The following is a 16,194-nucleotide window of genomic DNA, read 5'->3' as shown; positions in this document are numbered from 1 at the left end:
CTGGCGGCGCCCCGAGGGGACGCGCCGGCATTACTCCTTGCTCAGGTTCGGTCCGCCACCGGCGGCCGACTCGACCGGCGGGGCGTCGGGCAGCGCCGACTTCTCCTCACCCCGGAAGGTGAAGGTCCGGTCGTCGCCCTCGCCCTCGGTGCCGACGACCACGATGTGGCCGGGGCGGAGGTCGCCGAACAGGATCTTCTCGGACAGGGTGTCCTCGATCTCCCGCTGGATGGTGCGACGCAGGGGACGCGCGCCCAGAACCGGGTCGTAGCCCTTCTTGGCGAGCAGTTCCTTGGCCTCCTGGCTGAGCTCCAGGCCCATGTCCCGGTCCTTCAGACGCTCGTCCACGCGGCCGATCATGAGGTCGACGATCTGGAGGATGTCGTCCTGGCTGAGCTGCGGGAAGACGATGACGTCGTCGACACGGTTGAGGAACTCGGGGCGGAAGTGCTGCTTCAGCTCGTCGCTGACCTTCGCCTTCATCCGCTCGTAGTTGCTCTTGGTGTCGCCCTGGGCGGCGAAGCCCAGGTTGAAGCCCTTGGAGATGTCCCGGGTGCCGAGGTTGGTCGTCATGATGATGACCGTGTTCTTGAAGTCGACGACCCGGCCCTGGGAGTCGGTCAGGCGACCGTCCTCCAGGATCTGGAGCAGCGAGTTGAAGATGTCCGGGTGGGCCTTCTCCACCTCGTCGAAGAGGACGACGGAGAACGGCTTGCGGCGCACCTTCTCGGTCAGCTGACCACCCTCCTCGTACCCCACGTAGCCGGGGGGCGAGCCGAAGAGGCGGGAGACCGTGTGCTTCTCGCTGAACTCCGACATGTCGAGGGAGATCAGCGCCTCCTCGTCACCGAAGAGGAACTCGGCGAGCGCCTTGGACAGCTCGGTCTTACCGACACCCGACGGGCCGGCGAAGATGAACGAGCCACCGGGACGCTTCGGGTCCTTGAGCCCGGCCCGCGTGCGCCGGATCGCCCGGGAGAGCGCCTTGACGGCGTCCTTCTGGCCGATGACGCGCTTGTGCAGCTCGTCCTCCATGCGCAGCAGACGCGAGGACTCCTCCTCGGTCAGCTTGAAGACCGGGATGCCCGTGGCCGTGGCCAGGACCTCGGCGATCAGGTCCTCGTCGACCTCGGCGACGACGTCCATGTCGCCGGCCTTCCACTCCTTCTCCCGCTTGGCCTTGGCGGCCAGGAGCTGCTTCTCCTTGTCGCGGAGGGAGGCGGCCTTCTCGAAGTCCTGCGAGTCGATCGCGGACTCCTTGTCCCGGCGGACGCCGGCGATCTTCTCGTCGAACTCGCGGAGGTCCGGCGGCGCGGTCATCCGGCGGATGCGCATGCGTGAGCCGGCCTCGTCGATCAGGTCGATCGCCTTGTCCGGCAGGAAGCGGTCCGAGATGTACCGGTCGGCGAGGGTCGCGGCGGCCACCAGCGCGGAGTCGGTGATGGAGACCCGGTGGTGGGCCTCGTACCGGTCCCGCAGACCCTTCAGGATCTCGATGGTGTGCGGCAGCGACGGCTCCGCGACCTGGATCGGCTGGAAGCGGCGCTCCAGCGCGGCGTCCTTCTCCAGGTGCTTGCGGTACTCGTCGAGGGTGGTCGCACCGATCGTCTGGAGCTCACCGCGGGCGAGCATCGGCTTGAGGATCGAGGCGGCGTCGATCGCGCCCTCGGCGGCACCCGCGCCGACGAGCGTGTGCAGCTCGTCGATGAACAGGACGATGTCGCCTCGGGTGCGGATCTCCTTGAGGACCTTCTTCAGGCGCTCCTCGAAGTCACCGCGGTACCGGGAGCCCGCGACCAGCGCGCCGAGGTCCAGGGTGTAGAGGTGCTTGTCCTTGAGGGTCTCGGGCACCTCGCCCTTGACGATGGCCTGCGCCAGCCCCTCGACGACGGCGGTCTTGCCGACGCCGGGCTCGCCGATGAGGACCGGGTTGTTCTTGGTGCGGCGCGAGAGCACCTGCATGACCCGCTCGATCTCCTTCTCGCGCCCGATGACCGGGTCGAGCTTGGATTCGCGGGCGGCCTGCGTGAGGTTGCGGCCGAACTGGTCGAGGACCAGGGAGGTCGAGGGCGTGCCCTCGGCCGGACCGCCTGCCGTGGCGGCCTCCTTGCCCCCCGAGTAACCGGAGAGCAGCTGGATGACCTGCTGCCGCACCCGGTTCAGATCGGCGCCCAGCTTCACGAGGACCTGGGCGGCGACGCCCTCGCCCTCGCGGATCAGGCCGAGCAGGATGTGCTCCGTGCCGATGTAGTTGTGGCCGAGCTGGAGGGCCTCGCGGAGCGACAGCTCCAGGACCTTCTTGGCGCGAGGGGTGAAGGGGATGTGGCCGGACGGGGCCTGCTGGCCCTGGCCGATGATCTCCTCCACCTGCTGGCGGACCGCCTCGAGCGAAATCCCGAGGCTCTCCAGGGCCTTAGCGGCGACACCCTCACCCTCGTGGATCAGTCCCAGGAGAATGTGCTCGGTGCCGATGTAGTTGTGGTTGAGCATCCGGGCTTCTTCCTGAGCCAGGACGACAACCCGCCGCGCGCGGTCGGTGAACCTCTCGAACATCGTTAATCGCTCCTCAGAGCGGTCAGGCAGTAAGGGGTCGGTCCCCTCCCTGTCCTTCCGCAGCTTAGTCCCGCAAGCGGGGACCGCTCATTCCAACTGCCGACACCCGTCGATGGCCTCCTGACCCCGAACGCCGACAACTGCTCCAACCCGATGGTGCGAGACGATGTTCCCGCAGGCCAAGCTGTTACCCGCACTGCCACTACGCCGATGGCGAACGCGGGACGGCCGGACGAGGCGCTCGCCCCTCCCCACTAGGCATCTCTTACCCGCGACCACCGGCACTCCATGCCGATCCCCCCCTGTCCCTCAGCTACGGGCGAACAGCCTTGCGCCGCCGAATGCCGCGCAGACCCCGTACCGTGCGAACGCTTCGCACATCTTCCAGAACGCTCCGTGACCTCGGGAGGGTTCCCGGGGTTCTCCCCCACATGACACTTCCCGGCCACCACGGCACCCCGCCCGCCGCACCGGTACCGCGCCCGAGCCGACCGCGCCCGGCGGACGGGAGGTACGAGGCGTGGCGCGACTGGTACGCGCGGGTGCCGGGCTGGCAGGTGACGGACGGGGTGCCGCCACTGCTGCCGGCCGGGACCGCCTTCGACGCGCTCTCGCTCCCCGCGGCGGCGGGCCGGGAGGTACTGGACCGGTTGTCCCCGGCGACGCCCGTGGCGGTCGACGGACAGACCATGCACGTGCTGGTGGCGCCCGGCTCCGCGGAGGAGCTCCCGGGCCTGCTCGACTGGCTGGAGTGGGGCGCTCTCGTGCCGGAGCTGCGCGGGGTCGGGGAGGGCGGCCTGCTGGCGGCGCCCGCGCCACCGGGGCTGCGGACGCGGGGTGTGGCCGCGCGGTGGGTGCGGCCACCGCTGGCCGGCGGGCCGGGGCGCGCACCCGTCCTGCCCGGTCTGACGCGGCTGGGCGACGGCGGCGCCCCCGACCTCGTGCGGCTGGTGAGCGCGGCGGCGACGGCCTGCCACCGGCTCGGGCTGGGGCGGTGCGGAGATCAGCCGTTGGCCTTCTCGTACTCGGCGCGGATGTTGGCCGGGACGCGGCCACGGTCGTTGATGTCGTAGCCGTTCTCCTTGGCCCAGGCGCGGATGACCGCGGTCTCCGGGCCGGAACCGGCGGAGGTGGCGCGGGTCGCGCGGCCACGGCCGCCGGAGCTGCGGCCGCCGGTGCGCCGGCCGCCCTTCACGTACCGCTCCAGGAGCGAGCGCAGCTCCTCGGCGTGCTCGGCCTTGAGGTCGATCTCGTAGGACTTGCCGTCGAGCGCGAACGTCACGGTCTCGTCCGCCTCGCCGCCGTCGAGGTCATCGACAAGAAGGACCTGAACCTTCTGTGCCACGGTGATTTCCTTTCATCGATAACTTCAGGGCCGAGGCCGCAGCGGAGCCCGCTGATTCGCCATCCCTGTTATATGCAGTACGCCGGAAAGCAAACCGCTTTTCACCGGAAAACACAAACCCCCGGGGCGGACCGATGTGCGCAAGAGTCCGGGAAGAGGTCCGGAAACGTGCGCGTTTCGGACATAGCGAACCACAGCTGGGCCGTGTTCCGGAAATGGCGGCCGATCACCACGCGGGCACGCGTCCTAGAGATGCAGAAGCATGCGGCTGTTGCCGAGGGTGTTCGGTTTCACCCGTTCGAGCCCGAGGAACTCCGCGACACCCTCGTCATAGGAACGCAGCAGCTCGCTGTAGACGTCGTGGTCCACCGGCGTCTCACCGATCTCGACGAAGCCGTGGCGGGCGAAGAAGTCGACCTCGAAGGTGAGGCAGAAAACCCGCCGCACTCCCAGCCAGCGTGCGGTCTGAAGGAGCTTGCCGAGCACTTGATGGCCCACTCCCGCTCCCCTGACCTCGGGATTCACCGCGAGAGTACGGACTTCGGCGAGATCTTCCCACATCACGTGAAGGGCGCCGCAACCGACGACCTCGGCGTTGTCGTCGCGTTCGGCGACCCAGAACTCCTGGATGTCCTCGTAAAGGGTCACCGTCGCTTTGTCGAGCAGGATGCCCTTGCGTACGTAGGAGTCGAGCAGAGAGCGGACCGCGGGGATGTCGCTGGTGCGGGCGCGGCGGACACTGAGGGCTTTCGCGGGGGGTCCGCCTTTGGCGTCGGCCGCGTTCTCGGCGGCCCCTTCCGGCATCGCCGTACGGCCCGGTACGGACGCCTCCGGGGCGGCCGTGTGTTCTGACGCTGCTTCTGCGGAGTCGTCCGCCGACCCTGATGAGGACATACCGCGACGCTATCGCCCGGCACCGGCCTCCGGGGCACCGCCCTCCGATTCCGGGAGTTCGGACGCCGCCTCGGGCGTGGTGGGTCCGCCGCGGCCTTGTACGGGTTCTCGCGGGTCTTGCGCGTCTTCGGCTTCTTCCGGGGCTTCGGCCCGTTCCGCGTCTTCCGTGTCTTCCGCGCCTTCGGTGTCCTCCGCGCCTTCCGCGCCTTCTGACGGCCCGGGGACTTCTCGGGGTGCCTCGGAGGGGAGTTGGATGACGCGCATCGCGTCGCCGAGGGCTTCGCGTTGTTCGGGCGACATCATGCCGAAGAAGGCGACGAGTGCGGCGGCCTGGTTGTCGCTGCGCTGCCACGCCTCGTTCATCAGTGCGGCGGCGTACGCGGCCCGCGTGGAGACGGCCGTATATCGATAGGCCCGCCCTTCCGCTTCCCTTCGTACCCAGCCCTTCTGATAGAGATTGTCCATTACCGTCATCACGGTGGTGTAAGCGATCGACCGCTCCTGCTGGAGATCCTCCAGCACTTCCCGAACGGTCACCGGGCGGTTCCACTTCCACACGCGTGTCATGACGGCGTCTTCGAGTTCTCCCAAGGGCCGAGGCACAGGTGCACCTTAGTGCGGGAACAGGCGCATTCCCCGGCGGACATGGCGCGGCGCCCGAAAGGGGATCGTTCCCGGCCCCGCCGCCCACCGCCCCGGGACCCGGGAGGCCCCCGGAAACGCGGAAACCCCGCTCCGGCCGTGCGGGAGCACTGGCGGGCGGGGTGCGCGTCGGACAGGTCCAGCAGCCCCGGCACGGCGTACGGCGGGCGTACGGCGAGGGGCGCGGGCGTGCGGCGGGCCGTGACCGGGGCCGGTCAGGCCTCCTTCGCCGGAGCGGCGGCCTGGCGGGTGTGCTCGGCGCGGGAGAGGGCGGCGTCGACGGCCGCGTCCTCCTTGGCCTTGTTGGCACCTCCCTGGGTCTTCACGATGACCGTGATGAGCGCACCGAAGAAGATGGCCATCACCGTGGGAGGCAGAAGCGCGGAGACGTAGTCCATGGGACCAGGGTAGCCACCGGCCTCCCCGGCCCGCGCCCGGCCCCGGCCGTGTCGCCGCCGTGTGGAGGCCGCCTGCGGGCGGCCGGGAGGCGGCGGGTGGCGCCGGAGCCCGGGGACGCGTCGGCGCCGGGCGGAGGAGGCTCCGCCCGGCGCCGGGCTGTCCGGCCGGGACGCGAAGCGACGCTTCGCGTCCCGGTCAGCCTGCCGCGAGTTTCCTCGGGGGCTCCGGCGGGGCCGGTTTGCGCTTGGGCGGGAACACCTCGGCCGGGGTCGGCACCGGACGCTCGCGCTCCGGCTCGGGCGTGGCGGGCCGCCGGTCGGGGCCGGGACCGGGCGCCGCCGGCCGCTCGGCCGTGTCGCCGCCGCCGGGCAGCGCGTGCAGGCGGGCGCGGGAGGCGGGCACCGTGGCACGTGCGGCCTCGACGGGAGCCGGGCGGCCGGCCAGTTTCGCCCGGACCGCGCGCTCGACGAGGACCCGGCAGCGGGCGAGCAGATCGGCGGCGACGGCGTTGCCGCGCAGCGCCCTGAGGGCGGCGAGATCGTCGGGGACCGGCTGGTATCCGGCGCCGAGGGCTTCCTCCAGCAGGGGGAGGTACCCCGCGACCGTGCCCGGCAGAGCCGCCCGGTAGCGGGCGAGGTCGGCGAGGAGGAAGTCACGGAGCCGGGCACTCTCGTGGACCGCCTCGTCGACCGAGTGGGCCAGGCGCAGGCAGTCGGGGACGTCTGCGTCGTCGGCGGTGCTGGGATGGAGGGCGATGGCGAGGGCGCGTCGGAGCACACGCAGCTCGTCTGCGCTGAACGCCATGCCGCCGCGGAATCCGTATGGCGTGGGCATGGGCCGACGATACGCACAAACCAGACAAAATCCGCTTAACGTAAATGGGGTGGCGTGGTTCCGCACGTCAGGGCCCACCGAACGGCCCCGCCCGCTGCGCCGGAAGGGGCGGGCGGACGGGGCCGGGCGCCCCGGGGCGGCCACGAGGCGGCGCGGTCAGAGGCGCGGGCGGTTCCGCTCGTAGACCAGGCGGAGGCCGATGAGGGTGAGCCAGGGCTCGTGCTCGTCGATGACGGTGGCTTCCTTGAGGACCAGCGGGGCGAGGCCGCCGGTGGCGATGACCGTGACGTCCTCGGGGTCGTCGGCCAGCTCGCGGGACATCCGGGCGACCACACCGTCGACCTGGCCGGCGAAGCCGTAGATGATGCCGGACTGCATCGCCTCCACGGTGTTCTTGCCGATCACGCTGCGCGGCCTGGCCACCTCGAACTTGCGGAGCTGGGCGCCCTTCGCGCCCAGCGCCTCCACCGAGATCTCGATACCGGGGGCGATGACGCCGCCCACGTACTCACCACGGGCCGAGACGGCGTCGAAGGTGGTGGCGGTGCCGAAGTCGACGACGATCGCGGGGCCGTCGAACAGCTCGATGGCGGCGGCCGCGTTGATGATGCGGTCGGCGCCGACCTCCTTCGGGTGGTCCATCAGGATCGGCACGCCGGTCTTGATGCCCGGCTCGACCAGCACGGCGGGCACGTCGCCGTAGTACCGCCGGGTCACCTCGCGCAGCTCGTGCAGGACCGAGGGGACCGTCGAGCAGATGGCGATGCCCTCGACGCCGTCGCCCAGCTCCTCGCCGAGCAGCGGGTGGGTGCCCATCAGGCCCTGGAGCAGGACGGCCAGCTCGTCCGCGGTGCGCCTCGGGTCGGTGGAGATCCGCCAGTGCTCGACGATCTCGTCGCCGTCGAAGAGGCCGAGGACGGTGTGGGTGTTGCCGACGTCGATGGTGAGCAGCATCAGGCGCCCGCTCCCTCGACGGCGCCGAGGCGGGCCTCGCGCAGGTCCAGGCCGATGTCGAGGATGGGCGCCGAGTGGGTGAGGGCGCCCACCGCGAGGTAGTCGACGCCGGTCTCCGCGTAGGCGCGGGCGTTGTCCAGGGTGAGGCGGCCGGAGGACTCCAGCAGGGCGCGGCCGTCGGCCAGGGTGACGGCCTCCTCGGTCTCGACGGTGGTGAAGTTGTCCAGCAGGACCAGGTCGGCGCCGGCCTCCACCACCTCGCGGAGCTGGTGCAGGGTGTCCACCTCCACCTCGATGGGCACCTCGGGGAACCGCTCGCGCACCGCGCGGAAGGCGGCGGCGACGCCCCCGGCCGCCACCACGTGGTTGTCCTTGACGAGGGCGGCGTCGGAGAGCGACATGCGGTGGTTGACGCCGCCGCCGCAGCGGACCGCGTACTTCTCCAGGGCGCGCAGGCCCGGGGTGGTCTTGCGGGTGTCGCGCACCTTCGCCTTCGTCCCCTCCAGGGCGTCGGCCCAGGCGCGGGTGGCGGTGGCGATGCCGGAGAGGCGGCAGAGGATGTTGAGGGCGCTGCGCTCGGCGGTCAGCAGGTCGCGGGTGCGGGCGGTGACGGTCAGCAGCGGCTCGCCCGCGATGATCCGGTCGCCGTCCTCGGCGTGCCGCTCCACCTCGAACTCCTCGGTGGCCACGATCGACAACACCGCCTCCGCGATCCGGAGCCCGGCGACCGTGCCGTTCTCCCGCGCGGTGAAGTCGGCGGTGGCGACCGCGGCCTCGGGGATGGTGGCGACGGTGGTGACGTCCTCGCCGTCGGCGAGGTCCTCGGCGAGCGCCAGCAGGGCGACCTGCTCGACGTCGAACGGGTCGATCCCGGCGGCGGCGAACCCGGCGGCCAGCGCCGGGTCGATGGTCAGCTCGGTCTCCTCGGCCGAGTGCCCGCAGCCGCAGGAGTCACCGCAGCCGCCGCCCTCGTCCTGGGCGCCGATCCGGTGGAGGGGGAGGTCGGGGGTGCTGCTCACGGTCGGTGCTCCTGGGGAGGGTGGGGTCCGGGTGGTGGGAGGTGGTGCGCGCGGTCGGGCCGGGCGGCGGGGCGGTGGGCGGCCGGGAGGCGGCCGCCGGTACGGCTCAGGGTGTCCCACCGGGCGGGGCGGTGGCCGGGAGGCCCGGCCCGGCGGTGGTGTGCACGCTGAGCGTACGGTCCTGCGCCAGCCGCGTGACGAGATGGCGGCGCCAGTGGGCGTCGTCGCGGTCGGGGTGGTCCTCGCGCCAGTGGCAACCGCGGGTCTCGGTGCGGCGCCGGGCCGAGTCGACGAGGACCCGGGCGACGCAGAGGAGGTTGGTCGCCTCCCAGCTCTCGACGCCCGGCTCGGCCGGCTTGGCCTCGACGGGCGCGCCGTCGTCGGCCCGGTCCCCGGACTGCGCGCGGAGCGCCGACAGTGCCTCGGCCGCCTGGGCCAGCGAGGCTTCGGAACGCAGCACTCCGGCGCCGCGCGTCATGGTCCGCTGGAGCGCGAACCGCTGCTCGGGGGCGAGCAGCGGGACCGTCTCGGCCCGGGCGGGCTCCGCCGGTACGGGCGCCGGTCCGCCCGCCGGGTGGGCCGCGACGACGGCGTCCGCGATCCGCTCGGCGTAGACCAGGCCCTCCAGGAGGGAGTTGGAGGCGAGGCGGTTGGCGCCGTGGACGCCGGTGCAGGCGGCCTCGCCGCAGGCGTAGAGGCCGGGCAGTGTGGTGCGGCCCCAGCGGTCGGTGCGGATGCCGCCGGAGGCGTAGTGGGCGGCGGGGGCGACCGGGATCGGCTCGGTGACCGGGTCGATGGAGTGGGCGCGGCAGGCGGCGAGGATGGTGGGGAAGCGCTCGGCCCACATCCGGGCGCCGAAGTGGCGGGCGTCGAGGTACATGTGCTCGGTGTCCCGCTCCTGCATCCGGCGGGTGATCGCCTTGGCGACGATGTCGCGCGGGGCCAGCTCGGCCAGCTCGTGCAGGCCCACCATGAACCGGGTGCCGTCGGCGTCGACCAGGTGCGCCCCCTCGCCCCGGACCGCCTCGGAGACCAGCGGCTGCTGTCCCTCGGCGTCGGCGCCGAGGAAGAGGACGGTCGGGTGGAACTGGACGAATTCCAGGTCGGCGACCTCCGCCCCGGCGCGCAGCGCGAGGGCCACGCCGTCGCCGGTGGAGACCGCCGGATTGGTGGTGGCGGAGAAGACCTGGCCCATGCCGCCGGTGGCGAGGACCACGGCGGGGGCGTGCACGGCGCCGACGCCGTCGTGCCGCCCCTCGCCCATGACGTGCAGGGTGACACCGGCCGTGCGGCCCTCGGCGTCGGTGAGCAGGTCGAGGACGAGGGCGTTCTCGACGGTGCGGATCCCCTCGGCGCGCACGGCGGCGACCAGCGCGCGGGAGATCTCCGCCCCGGTCGCGTCGCCGCCCGCGTGGGCGATCCTGCGCCGGTGGTGGCCGCCCTCGCGGGTGAGCGCGAGGGTGCCGGCCGTGTCGGCGGTGTCGAAGACGGCGCCCGCGCCGATGAGGCGGCGCACGGCGTCGGGTCCCTCGGTGACCAGCAGGCGTACGGCCTCCTCGTCGCAGAGTCCGGCGCCGGCGACGAGCGTGTCGTCGAGGTGCTGCCCCGGGGTGTCGCCCTCACCGAGCGCGGCGGCGATCCCGCCCTGCGCCCACCGCGTCGACCCGTCGTCCAGCCGCGCCTTGGTGACGACGACCGCGCGCAGTCCGGCCGCCGCGCAGCGCAGGGCGGCGGTCAGTCCGGCCACGCCGCTGCCGACCACCACGACGTCGGCGGGCTCGGCCCAGCCCGGGGCGGGCGCGGGCAGCCGTATCGCCGTGCGGGCAGTGGTCTGCTCGGGGGGCTGGCCGGTCACGAGGCGGCTCCGTGCGGTGCGAAGTGGAGGGGGATGTTGTCGATGAGGCGGGTGGCGCCGGCTTTGGCGGCGACGGCGAGGAGGGCCTCCCCCTCGTGGTCCTCGGTGATCTCGGTGAAGGTGGCCGGGTCGACGAGGGCGAGGTAGTCGAGGACGAGCGGCGGCTCGGCGCGGCCCGCCTCCTCCAGCACCGCGCGGGCGGACTCGCGGACGGCGGCGGGGCCGGGCAGCCGGGCGTGGGCCAGGGCATGGGCGTCGGCGGCGAGCCGGGACTCGCCGAGCGCGTCGAGCGCCCCGGCGCGGGCGGCGTCACCGCCGGCGGCGTCGGCGCGCTCGCGCAGGGCCTCCTGGGCACCGAGCCGGTCGCGTCCGGCGAACAGGGCGCGCGAGAGGGCGAGGGCGGTGCGGCGCTCGGCCGGACTCAGGTAGCGGTTCCGGCTGGAGCGGGCCAGGCCGTCGTCCTCGCGGACGGTGGGGACGGCGACGATCTCGACGCCGAAGTCGAGGTCCTTGACCATGCGGCGGATCAGCGCGAGCTGCTGGGCGTCCTTCTGGCCGTAGAGGGCGAGGTCGGGCCGGGTGAGGTGGAGGAGCTTGGCGACGACGGTGAGCATGCCGTCGAAGTGGCCGGGCCGGGTGGCGCCCTCCAGCAGGCCGCCCATGGCGCCCGCGGTGATCCTGACCTGGGGTTCGCCGCCCGGGTAGACCTCGTCGACGGAGGGGGCGAAGACCAGGTCGGCGCCGGCCGCGCGGGCGGTCGCCAGGTCGGCGTCGAGGGTGCGCGGATAGCGGTCGAGGTCCTCCCCCGCGCCGAACTGGAGCGGGTTGACGAAGACGGTGACGACGACCTGCCCGTCCGGGCCCGCCAGCTCGCGGGCGGCGCGGACGAGCTGGGCGTGGCCCTCGTGGAGCGCGCCCATCGTCATGACCACGGCCCGCCGTCCGGGGAGCGGCGCCGCGCGCAGTTCGGCGGCGGTGCGCACGAGGGTGACGCCCGGGGTGCCGGTGGGCGCGGGCGGGGTGGGGTCGGTCATCGGTCCGTTCCGTCCTGGCCCTCGCCGTCGGGGCGCTCGTCGTCGGGGTGGTCGTCGTCGGGGTGGTCGTCGTCGGTGGGGGTGCCGGATGCCCGGCCGGGTACGGAGTCCTCGGCACGGTCGGCGAGCACCGCGAGGAGGGCAGCAGCGAGATCGGGCTTGAGCAGGCCCTGGTCGAGGGCGCGGTCGGCGGTGGCGCGGGCCATCGCGAGGTACCCGGGGACGGTACGCGGGGCGTGCGCGCGCAACTGCTCGACGTGGGCCGCGACCGTGCCGGCGTCGCCGCGGGCGACCGGGCCGGTGAGGGCGGCGCCGCCGGAGCGCAGGGCGTTGTCCAGGGCGGCGCCGAGGAGCGGGCCGAGCATCCGGTCGGGGGCGCCGACACCGGCCTCGCCCAGCAGTTCCATGGCCTCGGCGACCAGGGTGACCAGGTGGTTGGCGCCGAGCGCGAGGGCCGCGTGGTAGAGGGGGCGGGCCTCCTCGGCGATCCATTCCGGCTCGCCGCCCATCTCGATGACCAGGGCCTCGGCGGCCAGCCGCAGTTCCTCGGGGGCGGTGACGCCGAAGGAGCAGCCGGCCAGGCGCTGCACGTCGACGGCGGTTCCGGTGAAGGTCATCGCGGGGTGCAGGGCGAGCGGCAGCGCCCCCGCCCGGCGGGCGGGGCCGAGCACGCCGACGCCGTACCGGCCGGAGGTGTGCACCAGCAACTGGCCCGGGCGGACGGCGCCGGTGGCGGCGAGCCCCTCGACCAGCTCGGGCAGGGCGTCGTCGGGGACGGTGAGCAGGACGAGGTCCGCGGCGGCCAGCACCTCGGCGGGGGTGACCAGGGGGACGCCGGGCAGCAGGGCGTCGGCGCGGCGCCGGGAGGCGTCGGAGACCCCGGAGACGGCGACGGGGCGGTGCCCGGCGAGCTGGAGCGCCGCGGCCAGAGCGGGGCCGACGCGACCCGCGCCGACCACACCGACGGTGAGGCGGGCGGGGCGGGCGTGCGGGTCGGGCAGGGAGGGTGTGTTCACTCGGCTGGGGCCTTCCGTTCCAGTCCGCTGGGGGTACCGGACGATTTCCGTCATGCTAACGCGGCCCGTTCGGGCCGGTCCCGGGGTTGTCCACAGGCTGTGCATATTCGTACGACTGGCGGACCGAGTCCTTCCGTTTGATCTTTCCGCAAGCCGCGTCGGCGTGGCGGGCACCTCGGCAGAGAACCGGAGTTGACGCCTCCGCAGCCGTAGCCGAAGCACCGGCCACGCTGCTGGACGGCTGGGACATCATCGGGGCATGAACGAGAACGAGCGGGACCGACAGACGGTGACGGACCCGGCGGAGCCGACCGCGGACACGGCCCGGCCCCCGGAGGAGAGGCCACGGGGCGAAGGACCCGGCGGGGATGACCCGCACGCCCGCCGCGCGGCGGCCCTGCGGAGTGCGGAGCGGGTGCTCGCGCGCCACAGCACGGACGCCACCCTTCAGGAGCGCCTCGCCGCACTCTCCACGCAGGCCGCCTCCGTCCACGACCTCGCGGAGCCGGTGGACGTGTACGGCAACGGCGTGGTCGAGGCCCTGGAGGACCGGGTGGCCGACGTGCTCGGCACCGAGGCGGCCGCCTTCTTCCCCACCGGGACGATGGCGCAGCAGGTCGCCCTGCGCTGCTGGGCAGGGCGCTCGGGCAACCACACGGTGGCGCTCCACCCGCTCTCCCATCCCGAGGTGCACGAGGGCGGCGCGCTGGGCGCGGTGAGCGGGCTGCGCACGGTCCACCCGACGCGTGAGCGCCGGCTGCCCACGGCCGCCGAGGTCGCGGAGTTCCCCGAGCCGTTCGGCACCCTCATGCTGGAGCTGCCGCTGCGGGACGCCGGTTTCGTCCTGCCGGACTGGGCGGAGCTGACGGAGGTGGTGGCCGCCGCCCGCGAGCGGGACGCCGTGGTGCACCTGGACGGCGCCCGGCTCTGGGAGTGCGCCGCACACTTCGGCCGGGCCCTGCCGGAGATCGCCTCCCTCGCCGACAGTGTCTACGTCTCCTTCTACAAGTCGCTGGAGGGCATCGGCGGCGCCGCCCTGGCGGGCCCGGCCGACCTGGTGGACGAGGCCAGGGTCTGGCGCCACCGGTACGGGGGCCAGCTCTTCCAGCAGTTCCCCACCGCCCTCGCGGCCCTGCACGGCCTGGAGACGGTCCTGCCGCTGCTCCCCTCGTACGTGGCCAAGGCCCGAGAGGTCGCCGAGGCGATCGGCGAGGGGTTCGCGGCGGCCGGGGCACCCTGGTTCCGGATCCACCCGCGCCCGGTCCACACGCACCAGTTCCAGGTCTGGCTGCCCTACGAGGCCCAGGTGCTGGACGCGGCCGTCACGGAGCTGGCCGAGGAGACGGGCACGGCTCTGTTCCGCCGCTGGATGCCGGGGGACGCGCCCGGCGTCTCGGTGGCCGAGGTGACGGTGGCGGGGCCGGGACTGGCGTGGACGCCCACGGAGGTCGCCGAGGCCGCCGAGACGTTCGCCCGGCGGGTGGCGGCGGCCGGGTGAGCAGGCCGCCGCCTCAGCGGGCGGGTCCGCTCCCCCCGGAGCCGGCGCGGACCAGGCCCGTCTCGTAGGCGAGGACGACGACCTGGACGCGGTCGCGCAGACCGAGCTTGGTGAGGATGCGGCCGACGTGGGTCTTGACGGTGGCCTCGGAGAGGACGAGGTGGGCGGCGATCTCGCCGTTGGAGAGGCCCTGGGCGACGAGGATCATCACCTCGCGCTCCCGGCCGGTGAGCCGGTCCAGTCCGGCGTGCCGGGGGGCGGCGGCCGCGTCGGGGAGCATCGGCGCGAACCGGTCGAGGAGGCGGCGCGTGGTCGACGGCGCGACCACGGCGTCACCGCTGTGCACGGAACGGATCGCGGTGAGCAGTTCGGAAGGAGGAACGTCCTTGAGCATGAACCCGCTGGCACCGGCCCGGAGGCCGGTGAAGGCGTACTCGTCCAGGTCGAAGGTGGTCAGGATCAGCACCTTCGGCGGGTTCTCGGCGGCGCAGATCCGCCGGGTGGCCTCCACCCCGTCCAGGCGCGGCATCCGCACGTCCATCAGCACCACGTCGACGGCGGTGGACCGCAGCACCTCGATCGCCTCGGCGCCGTCGCTCGCCTCCCCGACCACCTCCATGTCCGGCTGGGCCGTGAGCACCATGCGGAAGCCGGTGCGCAGAAGCGTCTGGTCGTCCACGAGCATCACGCGGATCGGCGCCATGCGAATCCCTTCCCTGTCCTGTTCGGGTCCTGCGTCGTACTGCTGTCCCGCGCCGTACTTCCGGGACGGTGCCTGGCGGAGCCAGGCCGGGACCGGTCCTTCCCGGTGCCGGCGAGGGGCGGCCTCGCGGGCGGGGGCCGCTCGTCCGGGCGGTCCGCCGAGGATGTCACCCCGCCGGTTTCAGCGGGAGCAGGACGCTGATGCGGAAGCCGCCGCCCGGGCGCGGGCCCGCGTCCAGCGTGCCGCCGACCATGCCGACGCGTTCCCGCATCCCGATCAGCCCCTGGCCCTGACCGTCGGCGCCGCCCTCCCCGTACAGCTCGCGGGGGGCTCCGGCGCCGTCGTCCTCGACCAGGACACCGACGCCGTCGTCGAAGTAGACGAGCCGGACGCTGGCGCCCACGTCGGGACCGGCGTGCTTGCGGGTGTTGGTCAGGGCTTCCTGGACGATGCGGTAGGCGGTGAGGCCGACGCCGCTGGGCAGGGGGCGGGGCGAGCCCTCGACGCGGTAGTCGACGGTGAGCCCGGAGGCGCGAACCTGCTCGATCAGCTCGCCGAGCTGGTCGGCGTCGGGCTGCGGTACGTACTCGCCGGTGTCCGGCTGGCCGTCGCTGCGCAGCACGCCGAGCAGCCGTCGCATCTCGGCGAGCGCCTGCCGGCCGGTGGTGGAGATGGTCTCCAGGGCGGTCTTGGCCTGGTCGGGGGCGGCGTCGATGACGTACGCGGCACCGTCGGCCTGGACCACCATGACGGAGACGTTGTGGGCGACCACGTCGTGCAGCTCCCGGGCGATGCGGGCCCGCTCGGCGGCGACGACGATCTTGGCCTGCGCCTCGCGTTCCCGCTCCAGCCGGTCGGCCCGCTCCTCCAGCTGCGCGAAGTAGGCCCGGCGGGTGCGCAGCGAGTCGCCCAGCACCCACGCGAGGACGAACGGCACCGTCATCACGGCCGCCCAGAACAGCCGGGCCGCCGTACCCCCGCTCTCCAGCGGCCAGCGGGCCTGGGCGAGCGGCGCCGCGAGCAGCCCGCCGGCGAGCGCCAGCCGCGAGGACCACTTCGCGCCGTGCGCCGCGGCGGTGTGGATGACCACCAGCATCGCGAAGTCGGCCGGGATCACCGGCACGTTCAGCACGAGTTGGGCCACGCCTCCGGCGACGGCGAGGAGCAGCGTCCGCTCGGGCGCCTTCCGGCGCAGCGCGAGCGTCACGCAGAAGACACCGACGATCACGGCGTGCGGGACGAGGGGAATCCGTCGCGGGTGGTCCGGGTCGGCCGGCAGCAGCTCCATCGAGCTGACACCGAGCAGGACGACGGCCCAGAAGCAGTCGACCCACGTGGGGTGTCGGCGGATGAGATCGTAGAGACGCTGCACGTGACCCAGCGTAGGCAGGTCGCCGAAGCGCCCGGGTCAACCGGAGGTCCGATCCGTGTCCGCCGGGCGTACTCCC

15 protein-coding genes are annotated in these 16,194 nt (G+C 73.4%); 2 read left to right on the top strand and 13 right to left on the bottom strand.

Going from position 1 to position 16,194, the window contains the following annotated elements; genetic code table 11:
* Nucleotides 1–30: 30 nt before the first annotated feature.
* Nucleotides 31–2,553 (bottom strand): ATP-dependent Clp protease ATP-binding subunit, encoded by a 2,523-nt coding sequence (locus Sdia_RS07090; protein WP_100458056.1) that lies wholly within the window; start codon nucleotides 2,551–2,553, stop codon nucleotides 31–33.
* Between the two features lie 431 nt (nucleotides 2,554–2,984).
* On the opposite strand from Sdia_RS07090, the gene Sdia_RS07085 reads away from it, so the two are divergent.
* Nucleotides 2,985–3,626 (top strand): SCO3374 family protein, encoded by a 642-nt coding sequence (locus Sdia_RS07085; RefSeq protein WP_219732205.1) that lies wholly within the window; start codon nucleotides 2,985–2,987, stop codon nucleotides 3,624–3,626.
* Here Sdia_RS07085 and Sdia_RS07080 read toward each other — a convergent pair.
* From Sdia_RS07080 to Sdia_RS07035, 10 genes are all read right to left on the bottom strand, one after another.
* Nucleotides 3,557–3,898 (bottom strand): histone-like nucleoid-structuring protein Lsr2, encoded by a 342-nt coding sequence (locus Sdia_RS07080; protein WP_100458054.1) that lies wholly within the window; start codon nucleotides 3,896–3,898, stop codon nucleotides 3,557–3,559. The genes Sdia_RS07085 and Sdia_RS07080 overlap by 70 nt on opposite strands.
* A gap of 246 nt (nucleotides 3,899–4,144) precedes the next feature.
* Entirely contained in the window at nucleotides 4,145–4,702 is a 558-nt protein-coding gene (locus tag Sdia_RS07075) for an amino-acid N-acetyltransferase (RefSeq protein ID WP_100458053.1), read from the bottom strand.
* Between the two features lie 99 nt (nucleotides 4,703–4,801).
* Entirely contained in the window at nucleotides 4,802–5,359 is a 558-nt protein-coding gene (locus tag Sdia_RS07070) for a BlaI/MecI/CopY family transcriptional regulator (RefSeq protein ID WP_229831649.1), read from the bottom strand.
* 290 nt (nucleotides 5,360–5,649) lie between these two features.
* Nucleotides 5,650–5,832 carry a hypothetical protein gene (locus tag Sdia_RS07065; protein WP_100458051.1) on the bottom strand — a complete coding sequence of 61 codons (183 nt, stop codon included), beginning with the start codon at nucleotides 5,830–5,832 and terminating at the stop codon, nucleotides 5,650–5,652.
* 196 nt (nucleotides 5,833–6,028) lie between these two features.
* Nucleotides 6,029–6,637 carry a hypothetical protein gene (locus Sdia_RS07060; protein WP_189500732.1) on the bottom strand — a complete coding sequence of 203 codons (609 nt, stop codon included), beginning with the start codon at nucleotides 6,635–6,637 and terminating at the stop codon, nucleotides 6,029–6,031.
* A gap of 186 nt (nucleotides 6,638–6,823) precedes the next feature.
* Nucleotides 6,824–7,621, bottom strand: coding sequence for a type III pantothenate kinase (locus Sdia_RS07055; RefSeq protein ID WP_100458049.1), 798 nt, complete (start codon nucleotides 7,619–7,621; stop codon nucleotides 6,824–6,826).
* Nucleotides 7,621–8,640: a carboxylating nicotinate-nucleotide diphosphorylase gene (gene nadC, locus Sdia_RS07050; RefSeq protein WP_100458048.1), complete on the bottom strand. Its 1,020-nt coding sequence runs from the start codon at nucleotides 8,638–8,640 to the stop codon at nucleotides 7,621–7,623. Before nadC ends, Sdia_RS07055 begins: the two co-directional genes overlap by 1 nt.
* Nucleotides 8,641–8,746: 106 nt before the next feature.
* Entirely contained in the window at nucleotides 8,747–10,495 is a 1,749-nt protein-coding gene (locus tag Sdia_RS07045; RefSeq protein WP_124287322.1) for an L-aspartate oxidase, read from the bottom strand.
* The gene (panC, locus tag Sdia_RS07040) at nucleotides 10,492–11,529 is read right to left on the bottom strand and encodes a pantoate--beta-alanine ligase (RefSeq protein WP_100458047.1); all 1,038 of its coding nucleotides are present in this window, start codon (nucleotides 11,527–11,529) and stop codon (nucleotides 10,492–10,494) included. Before panC ends, Sdia_RS07045 begins: the two co-directional genes overlap by 4 nt.
* Nucleotides 11,526–12,545 (bottom strand): Rossmann-like and DUF2520 domain-containing protein, encoded by a 1,020-nt coding sequence (locus Sdia_RS07035; RefSeq protein WP_189500730.1) that lies wholly within the window; start codon nucleotides 12,543–12,545, stop codon nucleotides 11,526–11,528. Before Sdia_RS07035 ends, panC begins: the two co-directional genes overlap by 4 nt.
* A 259-nt stretch (nucleotides 12,546–12,804) precedes the next feature.
* On the opposite strand from Sdia_RS07035, the gene Sdia_RS07030 reads away from it, so the two are divergent.
* On the top strand, nucleotides 12,805–14,043 hold the full coding sequence (locus Sdia_RS07030) for a threonine aldolase family protein (RefSeq protein ID WP_115068781.1): 1,239 nt from the start codon (nucleotides 12,805–12,807) through the stop codon (nucleotides 14,041–14,043).
* A 13-nt stretch (nucleotides 14,044–14,056) separates the two neighbouring features.
* Here Sdia_RS07030 and Sdia_RS07025 read toward each other — a convergent pair whose 3' ends face one another.
* A complete protein-coding gene (locus Sdia_RS07025; RefSeq protein ID WP_100458044.1) occupies nucleotides 14,057–14,746 on the bottom strand; it encodes a response regulator in 690 nt (229 codons plus the stop codon).
* A gap of 166 nt (nucleotides 14,747–14,912) precedes the next feature.
* The gene (locus Sdia_RS07020; protein ID WP_100458043.1) at nucleotides 14,913–16,118 is read right to left on the bottom strand and encodes a sensor histidine kinase; all 1,206 of its coding nucleotides are present in this window, start codon (nucleotides 16,116–16,118) and stop codon (nucleotides 14,913–14,915) included.
* Nucleotides 16,119–16,194 lie beyond the last annotated feature (76 nt).

Origin of the sequence: Streptomyces diastaticus subsp. diastaticus (assembly GCF_011170125.1) — a bacterium.
Taxonomy (GTDB): Bacteria; Actinomycetota; Actinomycetes; order Streptomycetales; family Streptomycetaceae; genus Streptomyces; species Streptomyces diastaticus.
Note: the sequence above shows the minus strand (reverse complement) of the source record. Positions and strands in the feature narration are given on the sequence as shown.